Source organism: Rhodanobacter sp. C01, from assembly GCF_002001045.1.
Lineage (GTDB): Bacteria > Pseudomonadota > Gammaproteobacteria > Xanthomonadales > Rhodanobacteraceae > Rhodanobacter.
The window spans coordinates 311,139-334,351 of sequence record NZ_MUNR01000009.1 but is presented as its reverse complement, the minus strand read 5'-3'; the positions used below and the strand labels follow the sequence as shown (position 1 = coordinate 334,351).

Below are 23,213 nucleotides of genomic sequence, written 5' to 3'. Positions count from 1 at the left end.
GCCTGGTTCACTGCCCCCCCCGAAAGGGGGCCTTTCTCCTTGCTGTGCTGCCATGCATCGTCTGTGCGCTTAAGCAAAGTGATGATGGTCAATGGAGCATTCACTGCATCGGTGCGCGCAGTTCTGTCCAGTGCGCGAAGGGTTTTGTGCAGCCAAAAAAAATGGCGCCCGAGGGGGACGGGCGCCGAGGTGTATCCAATGATCAGCCCACAGAAGTCGTCCTTAGTTCAAGCAACCCGGCATGCCGACTTGGCCATGTTGCAGATGCTTGTGAACTTAGGCGACCTCTTGGCAACGATAGAGAGATGCGCTTTCGGGCGAACCTGTAGGTTCTGACAGCAGCCAAGGCCACCTCATCGGCGCGACGGTTTACTATAAAGTGCACTTAGGGTTGTTCACCGTTCGTGTGGACCAAGCAACGCCAATACTGCAAGTGTGTGCCAGGGGGATACATGGAGTTTGTAGGCGCAGCGCCTATCGGATGTGCTTGGCCTGATCGAGTGAGCGAAGAGAGTTTTACAGGGGTGGAAATCTCGCGCCCCCTTGTCCGAACAATCGAAGAATTGGAGGCCGCGAGGGTGCTCAGTCCCTCGGCAACCGATAACTTCAGTCCAGATGCGCACAAGCGCAAAAGAACTTGGTATGTGTTCGTCTTCATGGCGCTCGCGCTCTGGGCTTGCACCTTGCGCGTCGCGCATGCAGATAACTGGTGCGGAGTGGGGACGCCTCCGGTTAAAGACTGCAGCGATTTTTCCAATGGCATTTGTGCTGATAGTGGGACAGCGGATTCGCGTGCTGACGCATACAATAACTGGATTATTTCTTATGATGCAGCCTGTGACGCAGGGACCGGCCTGAGTCCTCCGCCGCCAGGCACGTATTATGTTCGACTTGATCCTACTACGAGCGAGAGAACTATATTAAACGGCACGCATTATGAGACCGTAATCCAGCAGTCTTGGCGCGTTTGTGCATACGATACCCAATATGTTTGTGATGGACTTTACCCTGCCTATGCGTTCATCGTAGGGACGCCGCCACGCACGGGTTCCGTACCCGACAAAAATCGGGGTGATCCAGGGTGTAATTGCAAAGCCCATGAAGGCACGCCCGGCAAGTCCACCAGCGCGAACATGGTGGCCGATCCGATCAATGCCGCCACAGGCAATGATTATCTGCAGGAAAATGACTACACGGATAATGCATGGCTGACCCTGCGGCGCTTTTACAACAGCGATGGCACCACGCTGTCTGTGACTATGGGCGCGCATTGGCGGCATAGTTTCGAGCGTTCCCTACAGTTCAGCGGCGGCCCCGGCACTGTCATTACGGCATATCGTCCAGATAGTACGGGCGAGAATTTTACTAAGACCGGCAGCCAGTGGGTCGGTGATCCTGACAGCGCCGATACCTTGGTGGAGACGGACAATACCAGCGGTGTTGCGACGGGTTACGCCCTGACGGTTGCTGCCTCGCGGCATGTCGAGCTCTATGATGCCAACGGCGTGTTGCAATCTGTCAGCGACGACACCCACAACGGCATTGCGCTGACTTACAGTACAGCCGCAACACCAGCGACGGTAGCCCCTGCATCGGGGTTGCTGATCACTGTTACCGATACGTCAAATCGACAACTTCAGTTCTCCTACGACAGCAATCATCACGTCAGCCAAGTCGTCTTGCCTGATGGTGGAACAATTGTTTATGGCTACGACTCGTTGGACCGACTGATATCTGCGCAATATCCGGACGGTCACTCGCGCCAATATGTCTATAACGAATCCACGCTGACGAGCGGTGCCAATCTGGCTTTTGCGCTGACCGGTGTCATCGACGAAACCGGTGCACGCTATGCAAGTACCACCTACAACAGTGCCGGGCTGGCTACTTCTTCCAGCTTGGTAGGTAGCGTCAATAACACCCAAATTACCTACAACAGCGACGGCACCTCGACGGTGCAGTACCCGCTGGGCATCACCTCCAAGATGGGTTTCTCGGTGGTGCAGGGTGTGGTCAAAGCCGCTTCGTTCGATCAGCCATGCGGGCCGCAGTGTGGAGAATCCTTCCAGTCGCAGACGTTCGACACGAACGGCTATCCCGCCACGACGACCGACTTCAAGGGCAATCTCACGACCACCACTTACGACGCCAATGGCTTGCTCGATCAAGAAATTGATGCTTCAGGCGCGCCGAGTCAGCGCACCACCAACACCACCTGGAACACCACGCTTCGCGTTCCCCTGACGCGCACCGTGCTCAATGCCAGCGGCGCCACCGTGGCCTCGACCGCCTGGGTCTACAACACCGCTGGCCAACCGCTGGCCCGCTGCGAGATCGATCCCGCGGTGTCCTACACCTGCGCCACCAGTGGCACGCCGCCGACGGGGGTGCGCCGCTGGACCTACACCTACTGCCCGGCCGTCGATACGACTCAGTGCCCGATCATCGGATTGCTGCTCTCGGCCACGGGCCCGCGCACGGACCTGACCCAGACCACGACGTACGCCTACTACCTGACCGACAGCGCCACGTCGCATCACGGTGACCTGCAGTCGGTGACCGATGCCTTGGGTCACACCACGACGTATCTGACCTACGACGGTGCAGGCCGCGTGACCAGCCTGCAGGATGCCAATGGGGTGGTCACCACGTTGACCTACACCCCGCGCGGCTGGCTGGCCTCACGCAGTGTCGGGGGTGCCACCACCACGATCGGTTACACCCCGTACGGCGCGGTCGCCTCGATCACCGACCCGGACAACATCATCACCAGCTACACCTATGACGCGGCCCATCGCCTGACCCGCATCACCGATGCCCAGGGCAACTACATCCAGTACACGCTCGATGCCGCCGGCAACAAGACCGCCGAACAGATCGACGACAGCAGCGGTGCCGTGCACAAGAGCCTGTCGCGTACCTTCAACACCCTGGGGCAGCTGACGGCCCTCGTCGATGGACTGAGTCACACGGTCTTCAGCGCAGGCTACAGCGACAGCTACGATGCCAACGGCAACCTTGTGCACAGCGCCGATGCCTTGGGTTATCAGAGCCATCAGGGCTTCGATGCGCTCAATCGGCTGACCAGCACGATCGCCAACTACAATGGCACCGACACGGCGACCCAGAACACCACCACCACGGTGAGCCTGGATGCGCTGGACCGCCTGGCCGGCGTCACCGACCCCACCGCCCTCAGTACCACCTACAGCTACGACGGGCTGAGCAACCGCACCCAGCTGCACAGCCCGGATACCGGCACCAGCACCGACACCTACGATGCGGCCGGCAATCGCCTCACGCATACCGATGCCAACGGCATCGTCAGCACCTCGACCTACGACGCCGGCAATCACCTCACCGGTACCAGCTACACCGACACCACACTCAACGTCAGCTATGCCTACGACGAAGCCAATGCGGTCACCGGGTGCACGGCGTCCAGTCCGATCGGCCGGCTGACGCGCATCGTGGAGGGTGGGGTAACCACCGCGTTCTGCTACGACGGTCGGGGCAACGTCATCCAGAAGCGGCAGGCGACCGCGAGCCAGGCGGACACCACGCTGTATACATATACCCCGGCAGATCGTCTGAGCGGCGTGAGCACGCCCGACCAGACGGCCATCAGCTACACATACGACAGCGACGGTCGGGTCAGCGGTGTCACGGTCACGCCCAGCGGCACCACCACCGCGGCGTCTACCGTGGTCAGCAATGTGACCTGGCTGCCGTTCGGGCCGATCAGCAGCTACACCTTGGGCAACGGCCAGACCATCACGCGCACGTATGACGCCAACTACCGGCTCACCGACTTGACCAGCCCGGCGCTGAACCTGCATGTTGCGCGCGATGCGATGGGCGACATCACGGCGATCGGCAACGCCGCGGGTGCCAACCCGGCGTTGGAAACCTACAGCTACGATCCGCTGTACCGACTCACCGGCATCACCGATGCCGGTACTGCACTGGAAAGCTACACCTACAATCCAACCGGTGACCGGCTGAGCAAGACCGCGACCGATCTGGTCACGGGCGCCGGCAGCTATGCCTACACCGCCGGCACGCATCAGCTGGCCAGTATCGGCAGCGCACCGCGTGCCAACGACGCCGACGGCAACACCACCGGCAGCGTGATCGGCGGCAATACCTACGGCTTCAGCTACAACGGGCGCAACCGCCTCACGCTAGCCCAGCTCAATGGCCAAACCGCAGGCACGTATACCTACAACGCCCTGGGCGAGCGCATCGGCAAGGTGGCCACGTCCCCGCAAGCCGTGACCGAACGCTACGCCTACAGCGAGGCCGGCCAGCTGATCGGCGAATACGGCACCACCAACCGTGACTACATTTGGCTGGGCAGTCTGCCGGTAGCGGTGATCGACAACACGATCAACGGCAGCGTGACCACCAGCACGATCAACTATGTGACGGCCGATCAGCTGAGCACGCCGCGAGTGGTCACCGACGGTACGGGGGCGGTGATCTGGCAATGGGCCTATCAGGGCAATCCGTTTGGGGAGCAGCAGCCGACGTCGACAACGGGCTATGTGCTGAATCTGCGGTTCCCGGGCCAGTACTACGATGCGGAAAGCGGACTTGGGTACAACGTCAATCGCGAATACGAGGCGGCAACCGGGCGCTACATCCAAAGCGATCCAATTGGGCTTGCGGGTGGTCTCTCGTCGTACTCCTACGTTGACTCATCCCCTCTTCAAGACATCGATCTTTTGGGTCTCAAGAAAGTCATTCTCTTTGGCAACAGAGATCCTGTGTTCCTGCAGCGCGCAAATGAATACAAAGACGATCCCAATGCATGTCTCGTTTATTCACACGGAAGCCCGAGCTTCATTTATGACACCAGAGGAAACATCACAAAGCGAATGGATGACCCTCAGCAGATAGTGAATCTGCTAAAAGCAGAAGGTTGCACTAGCAATATGCCAGTGATCATCTACGCGTGTCGGACCGGCATGGGTGATAACTCTATCGCGGAAGACATCAGCAAGACCAAGGCCTTCCCAAGTGTCTCCGCCCCGACTAGCTATGTCTGGTACAACCAAGATCCAACGTCCACCGGGCCTTCGCTCATTTTTGGAAAGAACGCCGCCGGCACAATGGATACTAATAGTCCGGGAACCATGAGGCCTTTTCCATGACACGACAAAATCAGATCATTTTTCAAATATCAGCGACTCTTCTGATTAGTTTTCTTATGCTCGTTGGGTGCGCAGTTCATGCGACTCAGGACGCGGCCGCTCCGACGCCAGGGGCGCGCTATACAATCAGTCAGTCCGAGCTTCCGAAGATCAAAGATCAGGCTGTGCACGGTAACGTGAGTGCCATCAATAAGCTGGTTGACTATTACATGCTCTACCTGGGAGATGAAGATCAAGGTGTTTTGTGGCTTGAGCGTCTTGGCGACACAGGCGACGTTGAGGCAAGGAAGAATGTTTTGACCTTCTACCAAAGGCATCCTTCGCCAGAGAACACAAAGCATTTAGAGGGTCTAAAGTCGCGCTGGGGTATGTAAAGGCATCAAGCCTTCTCATTTATGGGGACGGAGTGAGCTGGCCCGAACAAAATGGTGTCAGGGACAATTTTTGATCGTCTACCAAGTCGCTCGAATTGCCCCTGACACCATTCTTTATTCTTAGCGCGCAGCTGTTGACACACTCCACCTGCAATAGCAGACTTCCATCCCAAGGAGCCTAGAAACTCCTCTAAGAGCGGTACCCACCTCCGACAAACCGGTGGGTTTTTTGTGCCTACATGAGTTGTAGGTGCAACCGACGAGATGCTTGCGTCGGGAGGGCGGCTAATACAACACCCGCAAGGGGAATACGCCCGCCGGCTCTTAGCGGTTTCTAGCCTCCCGACACCCCGTCCGTCGTCATGCCGTGGACGGGCACTTCTATGGAACTTAGGAGGCGACCATGTCGACGTTCTAATTTAAAGGGACGGAGGTAATTAAATGCCTGCCCAAACGACGAAACCGACCGCATGGGTCGGTTTCTGAATCGGTGGTGGGCGATGCAAGGATCGAACTTGCGACACCTGCCGTGTGAAGGCAGTGCTCTACCGCTGAGCTAATCGCCCGCCGAGAGCGCGGAATTCTAGGGGCAGTCGCGGTGCGGGTCAATGGCCATGCCAGCGCGCCATGCGGGACAAGGCGCTGCGGGCGGCCACAGGCAGGCGCGGAGATGGGTGTAGGGGGTTGTAAACTCGCCAATCTTCAAACGCCAAAGCATCCCGATCATGGACTTCCTCAGCACCGAACTTGCCCACGTCCTGCATGCCTTGCAGCATTTCCAGCTGACGCCGTGGAAGGTCGTCGGGCTGCTTGGTTCGGTGATGTTCACCAGTCGCTGGTTCGTCCAGCTGTACTACACGCGCAAGCACAAGCGGGTGGTGATGCCGCTGTCGTTCTGGTGGCTGTCGGTGGTGGGCAGTGCGTTGCTGCTGGCTTATTTCACGGTCGGCAAGAACGATTCGGTCGGCATCATCTCGAACTTCTTTCCGGCGTTCGTCTCGGTCTACAACCTGGTCGTGCACCTGCGTCATCACAAGAACAGCGTTACCGGCGACACAATTGAATGACCTTTGAATTGTAGGAGCACACCCTGTGCGCGATGGCCTTTCGCACGATGCATGCAAGAGCATCGCGCACAGGGTGCGCTCCTGCTGTTTATTCGGGGTCGTAATCGAGGTTGGAGGCCAGCCAACGCTCGGCTTCGGCCAGGGTCCAGCCCTTGCGCCGTGCGTAGTCCTCGACCTGTTCCTTGCCAAGCCGGCCCACCACGAAGTACTGGCTTTCCGGGTGCGAGTAGTACCAGCCGGAGACGGCCGCCGTGGGATACATCGCGAAGCCTTCGGTCAGCTCGATGCCGGTGTTGCGGGTGACGTCGAGCAGGGTGAAAAGCGTGGTTTTTTCGGTATGGTCGGGGCACGCCGGGTAGCCGGGAGCGGGGCGGATGCCGCGGTATTTCTCGGCGATCAGCGCGTCGTTGTCGAGTGACTCGTCCGGCACGAAGCCCCAGAATTCGCGACGCACGCGTTCGTGCATGTGCTCGGCAAAGGCTTCGGCGAGGCGATCGGCGAGTGCCTTCAGCAGGATCGACGAATAGTCGTCGTAATCGGCCTCGAAGCGTGCCAGATGTTTCTCGATACCGATGCCGGCGGTGACCGCGAAGGCACCGATCCAGTCCGGTCTCGCCTGGTCTTTTGGCGCGATGAAATCGGCCAGGCAGAAATCGGGGCGCTCGACCGGTTTGTCGACCTGCTGACGCAAGCTGTGCAGGACGGCGAGCCGCTGCGTGCCATCGGTGTCGGCATACACTTCCACATCGTCGCCGATGTTCGCCGCTGGCCACAGGCCGATCACGGCGCGGGCGGTCAGCCATTTCCCGGCGACGATCTTGTCCAGCATCGCCTGTGCGTCGCGGAACAGCTCGCGGGCCTGCGTGCCGACCACCTCGTCGGTGAGGATGGCCGGGTAGTGACCGGCCAGTTCCCACGCCTGGAAGAACGGCGTCCAGTCGATATACGGGCGCAGCGCGGCCAGATCGTATTCGTCGAATACGGTGATACCAGGTTTATTTGGCTGCGGCGGTTCGTAGGCAGCCCAGTCGCAGCTGAAGCGCTGCGCGCGCGCCTTGGCCAGCGGTACCAGCTGCTTGCCGGGACCACGGTTGCGATGGCGTTCGCGCACGTCGGCGTAGTCGGCGCGTACCTTGGCCAGGAAGTCGTCGACCAGTTCCTTGCTGACCAGCGACTGCGCCACGCCGACCGCGCGCGAGGCGTCCTTCACCCACACCGTGCCGGCCTTGTAGTGCGGTTCGATCTTCAGCGCGGTGTGCGCGCGCGAGGTGGTGGCGCCGCCGATCAGCAGCGGGATGTGGAAGTCCTGCCGCTGCATTTCGCGCGCGACCTGGCTCATTTCCTCCAGCGACGGCGTGATCAGGCCGGACAGGCCGATCATGTCGGCCTTCTCGGCGATCGCGGCCTCCAGAATCTTCTGTGCCGGCACCATCACGCCGAGATCGATCACCTCGAAGTTGTTGCAGCGAAGCACCACGCCGACGATGTTCTTGCCGATGTCGTGCACGTCGCCCTTGACCGTGGCCATGATGATCTTGCCGTTGTTCTTGCCCATGTCGCCGGTGCGCAGCTTTTCCGCCTCGATGAAGGGCAGCAGGTAGGCGACGGCCTTCTTCATCACGCGGGCGGATTTCACCACCTGCGGCAGGAACATCTTGCCGGCACCGAACAGGTCGCCGACCACGTTCATGCCGTCCATCAGCGGGCCCTCGATCACGTCGAGCGGGCGCGTCGACAGCTGGCGTGCCTCTTCGGTGTCTTCGACCACATACTGGTCGATACCGTGCACCAGTGCGTGACTGAGCCGTTCGCGTACGTGTTTCTCGCGCCAGGCCAGTGTCTCAACCACCGCTTCGCCGCGCTTGCCCTTGTAGTTGTCGGCGATCTCCAGCAGGCGTTCGGTGGCGTCGTCGCGACGGTTCAGCACCACGTCCTCGACGCGCTCGCGCAGCTCGGGATCGATGTCGTCCATGATCGTCAGCGCGCCGGCGTTGACGATGCCCATGTCCATGCCGGCCTTGATGGCGTGGAACAGGAATACCGAATGGATCGCTTCGCGCACGATGTTGTTGCCGCGGAACGAGAACGATACGTTGGAGACGCCGCCGGAGATATGGCAATCCGGAAAGCGCTTCTTGAGCTCGCGGGTGGCCTCGATGAAATCCACCGCGTAGTTGTTGTGCTCCTCGATACCGGTGGCGATCGCGAAGATGTTCGGGTCGAAGATGATGTCTTCGGGCAGGAAGTCGAGTTCCTTCGTCAGCAGTTCGTAGGCGCGCGAGCAGATCTCCACCTTGCGCGCGCAGGTGTCGGCCTGGCCTTGTTCGTCGAATGCCATCACCACGGCGGCGGCACCGTACTGCTGCACCTTGCGCGCGTGTTCGAGGAACTGCGCTTCGCCTTCCTTCATCGAGATCGAGTTGACGATGCCCTTGCCCTGCAGGCAGCGCAGGCCAGCCTCGATCACCGTCCATTTGGACGAGTCGATCATGAAGGGCACGCGGGCGATGTCCGGCTCGGACGAAATCAGGTTCACGAAACGGGTCATCGCCGCTTCGGAATCGATCAGGCCCTCGTCCATGTTGATGTCGATGACTTGCGCGCCGTTCTCGACCTGCTGGCGGGCCACCTCCACGGCCTCGTCGTAACGTTCTTCCTTGATCAGTTTCTTGAACTGCGCCGAGCCGGTGACATTGGTGCGCTCGCCGACGTTGATGAACAACAGGTCGGGCGTGATGACCAGCGGTTCGAGGCCCGATAAACGGGTATGCCGGCGGGTGTGACGCGCCATGTTATGCGGCCTCTTCTTGCGTGGCAGACGGCAACGCGCGCGGTGGATGGTTGCGCACGGCGTCGGCGATCGCCTTGATATGCGCGGGTGTGGTGCCGCAACAGCCGCCGACCATGTTCAGCAGGCCGTCGCGGGCGAAGCCGCCGATCACGCCAGCCATGTGCTCGGGCGTTTCGTCGTATTCGCCGAAGGCATTCGGCAGGCCGGCGTTCGGATGCGTGCTGACATAACTCTCGGCGAGGTTCGCCAGGGTCTGGATATGCGGACGCAGATCGTCGGCGCCGAGCGCGCAGTTGAAGCCGACCGACAACGGCCGCGCATGGCGCACCGAGTAATAGAACGCCTCGGCGGTCTGGCCCGACAAGGTGCGGCCGGAGCGGTCGGTGATGGTGCCGGAGATCATCACCGGCATCCGCGCACCACGCTTGTGGAACAGCTCGCTCAGCGCAAACAATGCCGCCTTGGCGTTCAGGGTGTCGAAGATCGTCTCGACCATGATCACGTCGGCGCCGCCATCGATCAGGCCGTTGGTGGACTCGGTGTAGTTCTCGGCGAGTTCTTCGAACGTGACGTTGCGAAAGCCCGGATCGTTGACATCCGGCGACAGCGAGGCGGTACGGCTGGTCGGGCCAAGCACGCCGATCACGAAGCGCGGCTGCTGCGGGGTTTTCGCGGTCATCGCATCGCAGGCGGCACGGGCGAGGCGGGCGCCTTCGAGGTTCAACTCGTAGGCCAGGTGCTGCAGCTGGTAGTCAGCCTGGCTGATCCGGGTCGAATTGAAGGTGTTGGTCTCGATCAGGTCGGCGCCGGCTTCCAGATAGGCCTCGTGCACGCCGCGGATGATCTCAGGCTTGGTCAGTGTGAGCAGGTCGTTGTTGCCCTTCAGGTCGCAACCACCGGGATGGGCATGGTTGTCGTGGAGCTGCGCATGGCCGTCGTGGCCATGCTCGAAACGTTCGCCGCGGAAGCCATCCTCATCCAGTTCATGCGCCTGCAACATGGTGCCCATGCCGCCGTCGAGGATCAGGATGCGGCGACGTAGCGCCTGCTCCAGCAGGGCGACGCGTTCGGGATGGAGCCAGGGCAGCGTACTCATCAAACTTCCTTTGGTTAAGCCGTGCAGCCGTGTTCAAGCCGGCTTGCGTGCGAGCAGGCTGATCACTTCGAAATGCGGTGCCTTGCGTTCGCGACTGAGCCGGGTGCAACTCATGACGTCGAGGCCGGCCGCGCGTGCGTAGCCATCGAGCTGTGCGCTGCCGAAGCCGAGATTGCGATGGTCGAACGGTTCGACCGCAGCACGATGGTCGTGCTGGCCCAGGGTGACCGCGAGCAGGCGACCACCGGGACGCAGCAGTCGCGCAGCTTCGGCCACGGCCTGGGCCGGATGCTCGGCATAGGTCAGCGCGTGCAGCATCAGCACCAGGTCGAAGCGTTGATCGCCCAGCTCCAGCGCATGCATGTCGCCTTGGCGCACCTGCACATTGGCGAAGGGTTTCAGGCGCTTTGCGGCGGCCTCGACGACGCGTTCGCTGCTGTCGACACAGACGATGGAGTGCGCGTGCGGTGCCAGCAGTTCGGCGGTGATGCCATCGCCGGAAGCGATATCCAGCACGTCGCCGGTACCCAGCAACTGCAGCAGCGAACGCGCCAGTGTTTCCCAGGTGCGGCCGGGCGAGTAGTGGCGCTCCATGTCGCCGGCCACGGTGTCGGCCCAGCCTTCCTCACGTGCACGGTTCGCCAGCACGCCAGGCAGACGGGCGCTGTCCTCGCGCAGCAAGGCGTCGTCGATGCTCTCGCGCAGCGAGAGGAGCAGGCTGTGCTGGGCTTCGTCGCCCTCGTTGTTGGCGCGGTAATAAGCGGAGACACCGGCACGGCGGTCGCGCACCAAGCCGGCTTCCTTCAGCTTGGCCAGATGGGTGGATACCCGTGGCTGCGCCAGATGCAGCACGGCAGCCAGTTCGGCCACGGTGAGTTCTTCGTGCTCAAGCAGCGCCAGCAGGCGCACGCGGGTGGGGTCGGCCAGCAGCCGGAGCACGCTGGAGGCAGTCGCCAGATCCATCAGGGCGTGCCCTCACATACCAAGCAGCCCGCACCGGGAGCTGTTTGCTCACAGGACCAGGAAGAACGAAGGAGTGCATGTCGATACACGACTGCGTGATGACGCCGGCCTGTGGGCAAACAGACCAGGCCCTTTGGGTTGCTCCGCTGTGGCCGCCATGCGGCAGCGCGCAGCTTGGTCAGGGGGCCGCCCTGACCGGCGCCATGCACTACCGCCTGACGACCGCAGCGAAGCAACGCGGACTGCTTGGTATGTAAGGGCACGCCCTGCCATCCTTGTATCGCGATAAAGAGATAACAAGTCTGGCCTTGGTTTGCCGGGGCGTCAAGCAGCAGATGGGGCCATGACTGTGGTGGTGGGCGCTGCGCCGCGACACGACGCCGATGACACGGGTCGTTACAATGCGCGGCTGGCCTCTGGCCAAAGGTTTCGTCTTGACCAGCCGCTACATGCGGCGTCCGGGAGTAGTGCATGGATTTCCGTTTTACTGAAGACCAGCTGTCGATCCAGTCGATCGCCCGCGATTTCGCGCAGAAGCGCATCGTGCCGGTGGCGGCGGAGCTGGATGCCAGGGGCGAGTTCCCGCTGGACAACATCCGCGAGATGGGCCAGCTCGGTCTGATGGGCATCGAGGTGCCGCATGAGTACGGCGGTGCAGGCATGGACCCGATCGCCTATGTGCTGGCGATGATCGAGATCGCCGCGGCCGATGCGGCCACCGCGACCATCATGTCGGTGAACAATTCGCTGTTCTGCAACGGCATCCTCAAGCACGGCACCGAGGAGCAGAAGCAGAAATACGTGCGCGCGATCGCCCAGGGCGAGGCGATCGGCGCATATGCGTTGACCGAACCGCAGTCCGGTTCCGATGCCTCGGCCATGCATACCCGTGCGACGAAGAATGCCGACGGGGACTGGGTGATCAACGGCAAGAAGAGCTGGATCACGTCCGGCCCGGTGGCCCGCTACATCATCCTGTTCGCGATCAGCACGCCGGGCATCGGCGCCAAGGGCGTATCGGCTTTCATCATCGACACGCAGCGGGCCGGCTTCCACGCCGGCAAATCCGAGCCCAAGCTTGGTATCCGCGCCTCGGCCACCTGCGAGATCGAGTTCACCGACTACGTCTGCCCGAAAGGTGATCTGCTGGGCCAGGAAGGCAAGGGCTTCTCGATCGCTATGGGCGTGCTCGACGCCGGCCGCATCGGCATCGCCTCGCAGGCAGTCGGCATTGCCCGTGCCGCCTACGAGGCCACGTTGCAGTGGTCGCGCGATCGCAAGGCCTTCGGTCATCCGATCGGCACCTTCCAGATGACCCAGGCCAAGATCGCCGACATGAAGTGCAAGCTCGATGCGGCCACTCTGCTGACCCTGCGTGCGGCATGGGCGAAGGGCGAGGCAGAAAAGAACGGCGGTCGCTTCGGTACCGAGGCTTCGGTGGCCAAGCTCACCGCTTCCGAGGCGGCGATGTGGATCGCACACCAGGCGGTGCAGATCCACGGCGGCATGGGCTACTCGAAGGAGATGCCGCTGGAGCGCTATTTCCGCGATGCCAAGATCACCGAGATCTACGAGGGCACCAGCGAGATCCAGCGCATGGTGATCGCACGCGCGGAAACCGGCTTGCGTTAAGCCGTCACTCGTTCAACAAAAAGCCCGGACAGGTTTCCCCGTCCGGGCTTTTTGTTTGTCTCGATCGATTCGAGTCTGCAACCCACTCCCCGTCGGGGAGTGGGTTGCGCGGATCAATGCCCGCGGCGCGGATCCGAATCGAACGACTGCATGCCGCCGGAGCTTTGCGCGGGCGGTGGCGTATGACTGTCCAGCTTGTCGCCCAGCATGCGCCGCACCACCACGTAGAACACCGGGATCAGCAGCAAGCCAAGGAAGGTGGCGAAGATCATGCCGCCGATCACGCCAGTCCCGATCTCGTGACGGGATACCGCACCTGCGCCGGTGGAGATGACCAGCGGGAACACGCCGAGGATGAAGGCCATCGACGTCATCAGGATCGGGCGCAAACGTAGCCGGGCGGCGGTAACCACCGACTCGAACAGGGACGTGCCCTTGGCTTGCTCCTCCACTGCGAACTCGACGATCAGAATCGCGTTCTTGGCAGCCAGGCCCATCACGGTAACCAGGCCGATCTTGAAGTAGATATCGTTGGGCATGCCGGTCAGCATGTCCAACGTCACGATGCCCAACAGGCCCAGTGGCACCACCAGCAGCACGGCAGCCGGTATCGACCAGCTTTCGTACAGCGCAGACAGGCACAGGAACACGATCAGGACCGACATCAGCAGCAGAACCGTTGCCGAGTTACCCGCCAGGACCTCCTGATAAGACTGACCGGTCCAGTCCGAGGCGAAGCCTGCCGGCAGATCTTTGTCGATGATGTTCTGGATGGCTTGCATCGCTTGGCCGGTCGAATAGCCAGGTGCGGAGTTACCGACGATTTCCACCGCGGAATAACCGTTGTAGCGCGGCAACGAGACCGGTCCCATCCCCCATTCGGCTTTCACTACGCTCGACAGCGGCACCATGTTGTACGGGCTGATGGTGCTATTGCCTACCGAAGGATTGACCTGGGTGAGATAACCGCTGGCATTGGCAGTGCTGTTGGCAGAGCTGCTGACGCCACTGGGCGTGTAGATGTGTTGCAGGGCATCGATCCCCATGCGATAGGGGGCATCCGCCTGCATGTAGACACGCTTGATGCGGCCCTGGTAGGTGAACTGGTTGACGTAGTTCGGGGCCAGCAGCAACTGGAGCGCGCTGTACACATCGGTGAGTGACAGCCCCATCGCCTGGGCCTGCACGCGATCCACGCTCACGTGCAACTGCGGCGCATCCGGCAACGAGTTGGGACGGATGCCGTAGAGCGTGGGGTCCTTGCTGGCCTTGCCGAGCAGGGTGCCCACGGCCTGGGCCAGTTCACCGCGCGATTGACCGGCACGTGCCTGCAGGTACATGTCGACGCCGCCAAACTGGCTGAGGCCTCGGATGGTTGGCAGGTTGACCACGAAAATCTGCGCGTCGGTGATGCCATGCAGAATTCCATTGGCCTGCGGGATCAACTGCATGGCGGTTTGCGAGCGCTTGTCCCACGGCGACAGCTTGATGAAGGCCATGCCGACGTTTTCCGCGTTGCCGACAAAGCTGAAACCTATCGGCTGGAAGATCGCAGCGATGTCGTTGCCGATCGGGCTGTGCTCCAGTTTGTCGCGAATCTCCGTCATCACCTGGTTGGTGCGCTGGACGGTGGCACCCTGCGGCAGGGAGATCACGGCCAGCATGAAGCCTTGATCTTCGTCGGGCACGAAGCTGGTCGGTATGCGGGTATACAGAAACCCGGCGAGCACGGTGACCAGCGCGAATGCCAGCATCCAGCGCGGGGCGTGGCGTACTGCACCGCTTACATGGCCTTGATAGGTGTGAGTGACCCAATCGAAGGTTTTGTTGAACCAGCGGTAGAGAACATTCTTCTTTTCGTTGTGCGTAGATTTGAGAATGCTCGCGCACAGTGCCGGGGTGAACGACATGGCCAGGAATGCCGAGAACGCCATCGATATGGCGATGGTCAGCGCGAACTGGGCATAGACGATGCCGCTGGCACCCGGCTGCAGGGCCGAAGGCACGAACACGGCCGTCAGCACCACGGTGATCGCGACGATTGCGCCGGTAATCTGGCCCATCGCTTTGCGTGTAGCTTCCTTGGGCTCCAGATGCTCCTCGGACATGATGCGCTCGACGTTCTCGATCACCACGATCGCGTCGTCCACCACGATGCCGATCGCCAGCACCATGCCGAACAGGGTCAACTGGTTAAGCGAGTAATGCAGCAGATACAGGCCGATGAAGGTGCCCAGCAAGGCCACCGGAATCACAATCGTCGGGATGATGGTTGCCCGCAGGTTCTGCAGGAAGATCAGCATCACCAGGAACACCAGCACGATCGCTTCGAGCAGGGTGTGCACCACATCGGTAATCGAGGCGACGATGAACGGGGTGGTGTCGTAGGGCACGTCCCATGACACGCCGGGCGGGAGATCCTTGGCCAGGATCGCCATCTGCGATTTCACCGCCTGCGCCACGGAAAGCGCGTTGGCGCCGGGCAGCAGGAACAGGCCCAGGCCGCCGGCCGGCTTGCCCTTGTACATGGCTGCCGAACCATAGCTCTGCGGTCCGAACGTGATGCGGGCGACGTCGCTCAGTCGTACGACCGTGCCGTCGTTATTGGCGAGCACGATGATGTTGCGGAACTGCTCCAGCGAGGAAAACAGCGTGTCGCCCGCGACAGTGGCGGTGAATTCCTGGCCCTTGACGGCTGGATCGGCGCCCAGGGAACCGGCGGCGAACTGCGCGTTCTGGGTGCTGACGGCACTCAGGACCTGGCTGGCCGAGAGCCCATAGCCCTGCAGCTTGTCAGGGTTGAGCCAGATGCGCACGGCGTATTCCGAGCCGAGCTCGAACGTGTTGCCGATGCCGTTGACACGGGAGACTACCGGCTGGATCTGCGAGGCGATGATATCGGCGAGGCGCGCCGCGTCGATCTTGGGGTTGTCGGAGGTCAGGCCGATGAACATCAGGATGTCGGGGCTGGCCTTGGCCACCACCACGCCCTGCTGGGTCACCGAGGCTGGCAGCAGCGGCTGGGACAGCGTGACCTTGTTCTGCACCTGCACCTGAGCGATGTCGGGGTCGGTGCCGGTGGCGAAGGTCAAGGTGATCGTGCTGGTGCCGCTGGCGTTGGAGGTCGAGCTGAAATACAGCAGGTTGTCGATGCCGGTGAGCTGCTGCTCGATCACCTGGGTGACCGTCGACTCCATGGTCGCAGCGCTGGCGCCAGGATAAGAGGCACTCACCGTTACCTGGGGCGGCGCGATGGCGGGGTAAGAGTCGATACCCAGATTCAGCATCGCAATGATGCCGCCCAGGGATATCAGGATGGCGACCACCCAGGCGAAAATCGGGCGGTCGATAAAGAAACTTGGCATGTGGAGGCTTCCTTACGGCTTGTTACCGGCGGTTTGACCACCATGCGCTGAGGCGGAACCTGCCTGAGCCGGATTGTCCTGCGTTGGCTGCCAGGGTGACGCTTGAGCGGGGACGCCTTCTTTCACGCCTTGCAGGCCCGTCACGATCACCTGATCGCCGGCGTTGAGGCCGCTGGTGACAATCCACTTGTTGTTGTAGCTGTTGCCGGCGTTGACGTCCTTGCGCACGACCTTGCCATCCTGTCCCATCGTCATCGCATAGGCGCCCACGGAATCGCGCTGCAGGGCCATCTGCGGAACCAGGAACACGTTGTTCTGGAGGCCAAGGTTGACGGTAAGCGTGACGTACATGCCCGGCAGCAGCTGGTGCTTGGGGTTGGGAACCAAGGCGCGCAGGTTGACGGCACCGGTGGTTGCGTTCACCGAGACATCGGAGAAGTCCAGCGTACCCAGTTGGTCGTACTTGCTGCCGTCGGGCAGTAGGACCTGCACGGTGGTCTTGTTTTGATCCGAGAGTGCGACGCTGCCCGCGCTCTGCGCCTTGCGCAACATCGACAGATCGGCCGCGCTGATGGTGAAGTTCACGTAGAGCTGGTCGATCTGCTGGACTGTCGTCAGCAAGGTGCCGCCGGAGCCGACATCGCTTGTGCCACTGCCGACGATGGCGCCGGCAGTAACCTGCTGCTGGCCGGCGATGCCGTCGATCGGCGAGGTCACCTTCGTATAGCCCAGATTGACCCGCGCGCTGGCCACGCCCGCCTGGTCCGCCTGGACCTTGGCTGCAGCGCTGCGCATGGCGGCGTCGTCATTGTCCACTTGTTGCTGCGACACATAACCTTTGGGCAGCAGCTTGCGGTCGCGTTCGGCGGTTACGCGGGCGTTCGTGTACGTGGCTTGGTCCTGGGCCAGAATACTCAGGGCGGTGTTGAGCTGGGTCTGGTAGTAGGCCGGATCGATTTCAAACAGCAATTGCCCCTGCTTGACCGCACTGCCTTCCGTGTAGTTGCGCTTGAGCAGCACGCCGGAGACGCGGGCGGTTACGTTGGCGCTGTAGTAGGGCGACAGCCGGCCGGACGTATCCTTGGTCAGCGGTGCGTTTTCGGGTTGCACCGTGATGACGCCTACTTGCGGGGTCGGCATCTTCGGCGGTCCCTGTTGCTTGCCGCAGGCGGCCAGCACCAGCAGGCTCAAGCACAGCACGGGTGTGTGCAAAAACGAGGACTTCATGGGAGCTCCAGGACTTGCGTGATCGGGGAATGGGTGGGCGTCGTGACGCGCGCAGCAAATCCGGCAACCAGATACTGCATCGCGATCCGTATGTCTTGTGTCATTGGTTGGCCTGGTCATCGCTGGCCAGGGTCATTCCTGCCTAGTCGTGCCGAGAAATCTTGCCGTCGAGCGCCTTCGATCCAGACTATACCGGTCAGTTTACATTTTATTTGTGCCGCGAATCCAGTCATTGACATGCCGATGACGATCTGGACAGCGAACGATGCGGTCACCCGCATGTCACACCTCTGCCGTGGCTTGATCGTCATGATGGCAACGGTTCGAGCTCAGCCATTGCGACGCTCCGGATTGCACGGCCCGTGCGGATCGCAGTGTGCGCCCGCAGCGTCCGGCGGATAAGGTCATGCGGCTCGCCTGGATGCCGATTCCATGCGCGTGGGCATGGTGCGAATCGGCACGTCGCGGGTGGATTCGCCCTGTCCCGGGGCGTATCCTTCCGAGGCTTTATTACCCCCATTCCCTGTCCTCGTCTCCACTGACAAGTAGATGCCATGAATGCGACCCTTGCGGCGAACGATCTCCCCCTTCCGTCTGTTGTGCTTGATGAGCTGAAGAAAGGCGGCATGTCGCCGCAGCGACTGAAGGAGGCGCAGGTCTTTTGCGATGCATTTTTCGCGCGCATTGCTGCCGGCGATACGGATCTGCACACGCCGACGCAGTGGGCGGCGCTGGTCGGCGGCCTGCTGGAATTCATGCAGCAGCGCCCTGCAGGACGTGCCTCGGTACGCGTGCTCAATCCGGTCGGGACCCACGCCGGTCGCAGCCTGTTGCAGATCGTCACCGATGACATGCCGTTCCTGATCGACACGGTCAGCATGATCGTGTCGACGAAACTGCAGATCCACGCCGTGATCCACCCGGTGCTGAAGGTGACACGCGATGCGTCCGGCCAGTTGCTGGGCCTCGGTGACGAGGCGGGTGCGCCCGAATCCGTCATGCATTTCGAGATCGACCGGGTTGCCGACGACGCCGAGCAGGTGCAGTTGAAGGCGCAGATCGAGGCCGCGCTGGACGATGTGCGCGCCGCTGTCGGTGACTGGGCGGCGATGCGCGACAAGGCACTGGCAATCGCTGCCGATCTGCCGCAGCGCCAGCTGCCGCTGGATAACGCATCGGTACAGGAAGCCAGCGAATTCCTGCGCTGGCTCGCCGACGACAACTTCACCTTCCTCGGCTATCGCGAATACGAGGTTTCCGAGGCCGATGGCGACCGCGTGCTGCGCTCGGTGGAGTCCTCCGGCCTGGGCATCCTGCGCAAGAACGACCGTGCGCTCGCGCCGCGTTCGCTGCGCACCCTGGCGGCCAGCGAGCTGCCGCAGTCCGGAGCCACCGACGCGATCATCCTGACCAAGACGAACGCGCGTTCGCACGTGCATCGCACCGGCTACATGGATTACATCGGTGTGCTGCAGTTTGGCCCCAACGGCCGCGCCGTTGCCGAGCAGCGTTTCCTGGGGCTGTTCTCTTCCAATGCCTACATGGCGCGCCCACAGGACGTGCCGCTGGTGCGCCACAAGGTAGAGGCGGTGCTGGTCCGTTCGGGCCTCAAGCGCGATTCGTATTCCGGCAAGTCGCTGCGCCACATCCTGGAAACGCTGCCGCGCGAGGAGCTGCAGCAGGGGACCGAGGACGAACTGTTCGCCACCGCGATGGGTATCCTCGAGCTGCGTCAGCGCGCGCGTACCCGACTGTTTGTCCGCCGCGACCGCTACGGCCGCTTCTTCACCTGCATGGTGTTCGTGCCGCGCGACCGCTTCAACACCTCGGTGCGCGAACGCATCGAGGCATTGCTCAGCGAAGCGTTGCATGCCGAACAGATCGACTCGTCCGTGCTGATGGGCGAAGCGGCGCTGGCGCGGCTGACCATCGTCGCGCGCCCGAAGATCGGCGATCAGCCGCACTATGATCTGGCGGCACTCGAGCAGAGCGTCGCCGGCATCGTGCGCAACTGGCACGACGACGTGCGCGACGCCCTGGTCAGTTCGCGTGGCGACCACGAGGGCGTGGTGCTGGCCAACCGCTTTGCAAAGTCGTTGCCGGCCGGTTATGTCGAGGACGTGAGCCCGCTGGTGGCGGCCGAGGATGTCCACCAGCTGTCGTTGCTGGATGGCGACAATGCGTTGCGCATGTCGTTCTACCATCCGCCGAAGACCCCCGAAGCACTGCGCTTCAAGGTGTATCGCAGCGGTGGCGACATCGCCCTGTCCGAAGTGCTGCCGCAGCTGGAGAACCTCGGCCTGCGCGTGCTCACCGAGCACGTCTACGAGATCTCTGGCGGTGACACGCCGCGTTCGATCCAGGATTTCGAAGTGCAGCCGGTGGGCAAGCTCACCTTCAGCGTCGAGCAGGTCGGTGCGCTGTTCGAAGACGCGTTCGAGCAGATCTGGCGTGGCAACGCCGAGAACGACGGCTTCAACCGGCTGGTGCTGGGCGCCAAGTTGAGCTGGCGTCAGGTTGCGATGTTGCGCGGCTACTGCAAGTACCTGCTGCAGACCGGCGCGACGTTCTCGCAGTCGTACATGGAAGAAACCCTCAACCGCTATCCGGCGATCGCCGGCCTGCTGGTGGAGCTGTTCCTGGCCAAGTTCGATCCTCGCCGCGAGACGCTTTCCGCCGACGAACTGAAAGCTGCCGGCGCCACGCTGGCCGCCGAGATGCAGGCATTGATTCCGGCCAGCGTGCAGAGCGCGCAGCCGGCGCTGATCGACGGCCTGAGCGCGGCGCTGTCCAAGCCGCGCGACGAACAGATCCAGATCGTCGAGGGCGCCATCGGCGTGCTGCTGGAGAATGTCGCCAGTCTCGATGAGGATCGTATCCTGCGCAGTTTCGTCGGGCTGATCCGCGGTACGCTGCGTACCAGCTTCTTCCAGCAGTGGGACGGTGCCTATCGCCCCTATATCAGCTACAAGCTCGACTCGCACAAGGTGCCCGAGCTGCCCAAGCCGGTGCCGTATCGCGAGATCTGGGTATGCGCCCCGCGCGTCGAGGGCATCCATCTGCGCTTCGGCGCGGTGGCGCGCGGCGGCCTGCGCTGGTCCGACCGCCGCGAAGATTTCCGTACCGAGGTGCTGGGCCTGGTGAAGGCGCAGATGGTCAAGAACACGGTGATCGTGCCGGTCGGCTCGAAGGGCGGTTTCTTCGTCAAGAAGGCGCCGGCGATCACCGGCGGGCCGGGCGATCGCGACGCGCAGCTGGCCGAAGGCATCGCCTGCTACCGCCTGTTCATCAACGGGCTGCTCGACATCACCGACAACCTGGTCGAAGGCAAGGTGGTGAACCCGCACGACGTGGTGCGCCATGACGCGGACGATCCCTACCTGGTGGTGGCGGCCGACAAGGGTACCGCCACGTTCTCCGACATTGCCAACGCGATCTCGATCGAGCATGGCTACTGGCTCGGCGATGCGTTCGCCTCCGGTGGTTCCAACGGCTACGACCACAAGGGCATGGGCATTACCGCCAAGGGTGCGTGGGAGTCGGTCAAGCGCCACTTCCGTTCGCTCAACCGCGACTGCCAGACGCAGGATTTCACCTGCGTCGGCATCGGCGACATGTCCGGCGACGTGTTCGGCAACGGCATGCTGCTGTCCGAGCACACCCGCCTGCTGGCAGCGTTCGATCATCGCCATGTGTTCCTCGATCCGAACCCCGATACCGCGCGTTCGTTCGCCGAGCGCCAGCGCATGTTCAAGCTGCCGCGTTCGAGCTGGGAAGACTACGACAAGTCGCTGATCTCGGCCGGCGGCGGCATCTATCCGCGCAGCGCCAAGTCGATTCCGATCTCGCCGGAGGTGCGCACGGCGCTGGGCTTCAAGCCCGACGTGACGCAGCTGTCGCCGACCGATCTGCTGAGCGCGCTGCTGAAGGCACCGGTCGATCTGTTGTGGAACGGCGGCATCGGCACCTACGTGAAATCGTCTGCCGAAACGCATGCCGATGTGGGCGATCGCGCCAACAACGCATTGCGCGTCAACGGTGCCGAGTTGCGCTGCAAGATCGTGGGTGAGGGCGGCAACCTCGGCATGACCCAGAAGGGCCGCATCGAGGCTGCACAGCACGGCGTCCTGCTGAACACCGACTTCATCGACAACTCCGCCGGCGTGGACACCTCCGACCACGAGGTGAACATCAAGATCCTGCTGAACGATGCAGTGCAGCGCGGCGAACTTACCGAGTCCGCACGCAACACCCAGCTGGCCTCGATGACCGACGAGGTCGGCCAGCTGGTGCTGTGGGACAACTACCGGCAGAACCAGGCGATCACCCTGATGGAGCACCAGTCGGTGAGCCGCATCGGCTCGATGGCGCACTTCATCCGTACGCTGGAAGCCGAAGGCACGCTCGATCGCCAGGTCGAGAACCTGCCGTCCGAGGCCGAGCTGACCGAGCGCAAGAGCCGCGGTCTGGGCCTGACCCGGCCTGAGCTGTCGGTGCTGCTGTCGTACGACAAGATCCGCCTGTACCAGCAGATGCTGGATTCCGACGTGCCGGAAGACCCGTACCTGTCCAAGGAGCTGGTGCGCTACTTCCCCGAGCCGCTGCACGTGAAGTATGCCGAACACATGCAGCGCCATCGCCTGAAGCGCGAGATCATCGCCACCGCGGTGACCAACTCGACGATCAACCGCATGGGCGCCACCTTCATGATGCGCATGCAGGAAGACACCGGCCAGCGTCCGGCGGCGATCGCCAAGGCGTACACCGCGGCACGCGAGATTCTCGATGCGCGCGAGCTGTGGGCAGAGATCGAGGCGCTGGACAGCAAGGTCGCCGAGGACACCCAGATCGACGCCATCAAGCAGATCTGGTCGTTGCTGCGCCACTTGACCCGCTGGCTGCTCAACCGACCCGGCGGCACGCTGGACATCGCCGCCAACGTGGAGCGTTACCAGGCCAGCGTGTCGGCCCTGCGCAAGGCGTTGCCGGATGTGCTGACACCGACCGGCAAGGGCGATTTCTCCTGCACCCAGGAGAAATGGGAAGGCCTCGACCTGCCTGCCGAGCTGGCGTTGCGGCTTGCCCGCTTGCCGGAGCTGCGCGCGGCGCTGGACATGGCCGAGGTGGCCCAGCAGAGCGGCCAGCCGATGGAGAAGGTGGCTGGCGTGTTCTTCGAACTGGGCGAAGCGCTCGATCTCGAGTGGCTGCGCGACCAGATCGAGGCATTGCCGGTGGAGGGCCACTGGCATGCGCAGGCACGTGGTTCGCTGCTGGACGAGCTCAATCACCAGCATCGTGCGCTGGCTCTGCAGGTACTGGCGCTGACCGGTGATCGCAAGGACATTTCGCCAGTGCAGGCGTGGCTGCAGCGCGACGATGCCTCGCTGCAGTACACACGAAGCATGCTGGCGGAAATCCTCACCCAGAACGCCGACTACCCGATCGCCTCGGTCGCGGTACGCCGCCTGGCCCAGTTGGCGCAGGTGCCGGTGAACTGAAGCAGTCTTGGTTGAATGAGTTCTGCTTGAGTCAGCCCCGGTTG

At 62.3% G+C, this 23,213-nt stretch carries 10 protein-coding genes and 1 tRNA gene; 5 read left to right on the top strand and 6 right to left on the bottom strand.

All coding sequences use genetic code 11. The features are described from left to right. Positions 1–500: 500 nt before the first annotated feature. Both B0E50_RS07560 and B0E50_RS07555 read left to right on the top strand, forming a co-directional pair. On the top strand, positions 501–5,156 hold the full coding sequence (locus B0E50_RS07560) for an RHS repeat-associated core domain-containing protein (protein ID WP_168170840.1): 4,656 nt from the start codon (positions 501–503) through the stop codon (positions 5,154–5,156). After that, on the top strand, positions 5,153–5,530 hold the full coding sequence (locus tag B0E50_RS07555; protein ID WP_077440563.1) for a hypothetical protein: 378 nt from the start codon (positions 5,153–5,155) through the stop codon (positions 5,528–5,530). The genes B0E50_RS07560 and B0E50_RS07555 overlap by 4 nt, the downstream gene beginning before the upstream one ends. Before the next feature lie 491 nt (positions 5,531–6,021). Here the strand turns inward: B0E50_RS07555 and B0E50_RS07550 are convergent. Further along, positions 6,022–6,096, bottom strand: a tRNA-Val gene (locus tag B0E50_RS07550). Between the two features lie 159 nt (positions 6,097–6,255). Here B0E50_RS07550 and B0E50_RS07545 point away from each other — a divergent pair. Next, positions 6,256–6,597, top strand: coding sequence for a lipid-A-disaccharide synthase N-terminal domain-containing protein (locus B0E50_RS07545; RefSeq protein ID WP_077440562.1), 342 nt, complete (start codon positions 6,256–6,258; stop codon positions 6,595–6,597). A gap of 88 nt (positions 6,598–6,685) precedes the next feature. On the opposite strand, the gene metH is transcribed toward B0E50_RS07545, so the two are convergent. From metH to B0E50_RS07530, 3 genes are read right to left on the bottom strand one after another with little or no spacing between them, the layout of a single operon-like run. Then, positions 6,686–9,388: a methionine synthase gene (metH, locus tag B0E50_RS07540; RefSeq protein ID WP_077440561.1), complete on the bottom strand. Its 2,703-nt coding sequence runs from the start codon at positions 9,386–9,388 to the stop codon at positions 6,686–6,688. Between the two features lies 1 nt (position 9,389). Next, positions 9,390–10,484 carry a homocysteine S-methyltransferase family protein gene (locus B0E50_RS07535; RefSeq protein WP_077440560.1) on the bottom strand — a complete coding sequence of 365 codons (1,095 nt, stop codon included), beginning with the start codon at positions 10,482–10,484 and terminating at the stop codon, positions 9,390–9,392. A gap of 33 nt (positions 10,485–10,517) precedes the next feature. Next, a complete protein-coding gene (locus B0E50_RS07530; protein WP_077440559.1) occupies positions 10,518–11,447 on the bottom strand; it encodes a metalloregulator ArsR/SmtB family transcription factor in 930 nt (309 codons plus the stop codon). A gap of 471 nt (positions 11,448–11,918) precedes the next feature. On the opposite strand from B0E50_RS07530, the gene B0E50_RS07525 reads away from it, so the two are divergent. Then, positions 11,919–13,079, top strand: coding sequence for an acyl-CoA dehydrogenase family protein (locus B0E50_RS07525; protein WP_077440558.1), 1,161 nt, complete (start codon positions 11,919–11,921; stop codon positions 13,077–13,079). A gap of 113 nt (positions 13,080–13,192) precedes the next feature. Here B0E50_RS07525 and B0E50_RS07520 read toward each other — a convergent pair whose 3' ends face one another. Further along, positions 13,193–16,444, bottom strand: coding sequence for an efflux RND transporter permease subunit (locus B0E50_RS07520; protein WP_077440557.1), 3,252 nt, complete (start codon positions 16,442–16,444; stop codon positions 13,193–13,195). A 12-nt stretch (positions 16,445–16,456) separates the two neighbouring features. Next, a complete protein-coding gene (locus tag B0E50_RS07515) occupies positions 16,457–17,671 on the bottom strand; it encodes an efflux RND transporter periplasmic adaptor subunit (RefSeq protein WP_077440556.1) in 1,215 nt (404 codons plus the stop codon). 554 nt (positions 17,672–18,225) lie between these two features. Between B0E50_RS07515 and B0E50_RS07510 the strand changes: the two genes are divergently transcribed. Then, complete coding sequence (locus tag B0E50_RS07510; protein WP_077440555.1) at positions 18,226–23,169, top strand: NAD-glutamate dehydrogenase domain-containing protein; 4,944 nt, start codon at positions 18,226–18,228, stop codon at positions 23,167–23,169. Positions 23,170–23,213 lie beyond the last annotated feature (44 nt).

Bases quoted from the DNA above. Each gene is read 5' to 3' on its own strand.
- B0E50_RS07520 (WP_077440557.1), bottom strand. From the start codon at position 16,444: ATGCCAAGTTTCTTTATCGACCGCCCGATTTTCGCCTGGGTGGTCGCC.
- B0E50_RS07510 (WP_077440555.1), top strand. From the start codon at position 18,226: ATGAATGCGACCCTTGCGGCGAACGATCTCCCCCTTCCGTCTGTTGTG.
- B0E50_RS07525 (WP_077440558.1), top strand. From the start codon at position 11,919: ATGGATTTCCGTTTTACTGAAGACCAGCTGTCGATCCAGTCGATCGCC.
- B0E50_RS07555 (WP_077440563.1), top strand. From the start codon at position 5,153: ATGACACGACAAAATCAGATCATTTTTCAAATATCAGCGACTCTTCTG.
- metH (WP_077440561.1), bottom strand. From the start codon at position 9,388: ATGGCGCGTCACACCCGCCGGCATACCCGTTTATCGGGCCTCGAACCG.
- B0E50_RS07515 (WP_077440556.1), bottom strand. From the start codon at position 17,671: ATGAAGTCCTCGTTTTTGCACACACCCGTGCTGTGCTTGAGCCTGCTG.
- B0E50_RS07545 (WP_077440562.1), top strand. From the start codon at position 6,256: ATGGACTTCCTCAGCACCGAACTTGCCCACGTCCTGCATGCCTTGCAG.
- B0E50_RS07535 (WP_077440560.1), bottom strand. From the start codon at position 10,484: ATGAGTACGCTGCCCTGGCTCCATCCCGAACGCGTCGCCCTGCTGGAG.
- B0E50_RS07530 (WP_077440559.1), bottom strand. From the start codon at position 11,447: ATGGATCTGGCGACTGCCTCCAGCGTGCTCCGGCTGCTGGCCGACCCC.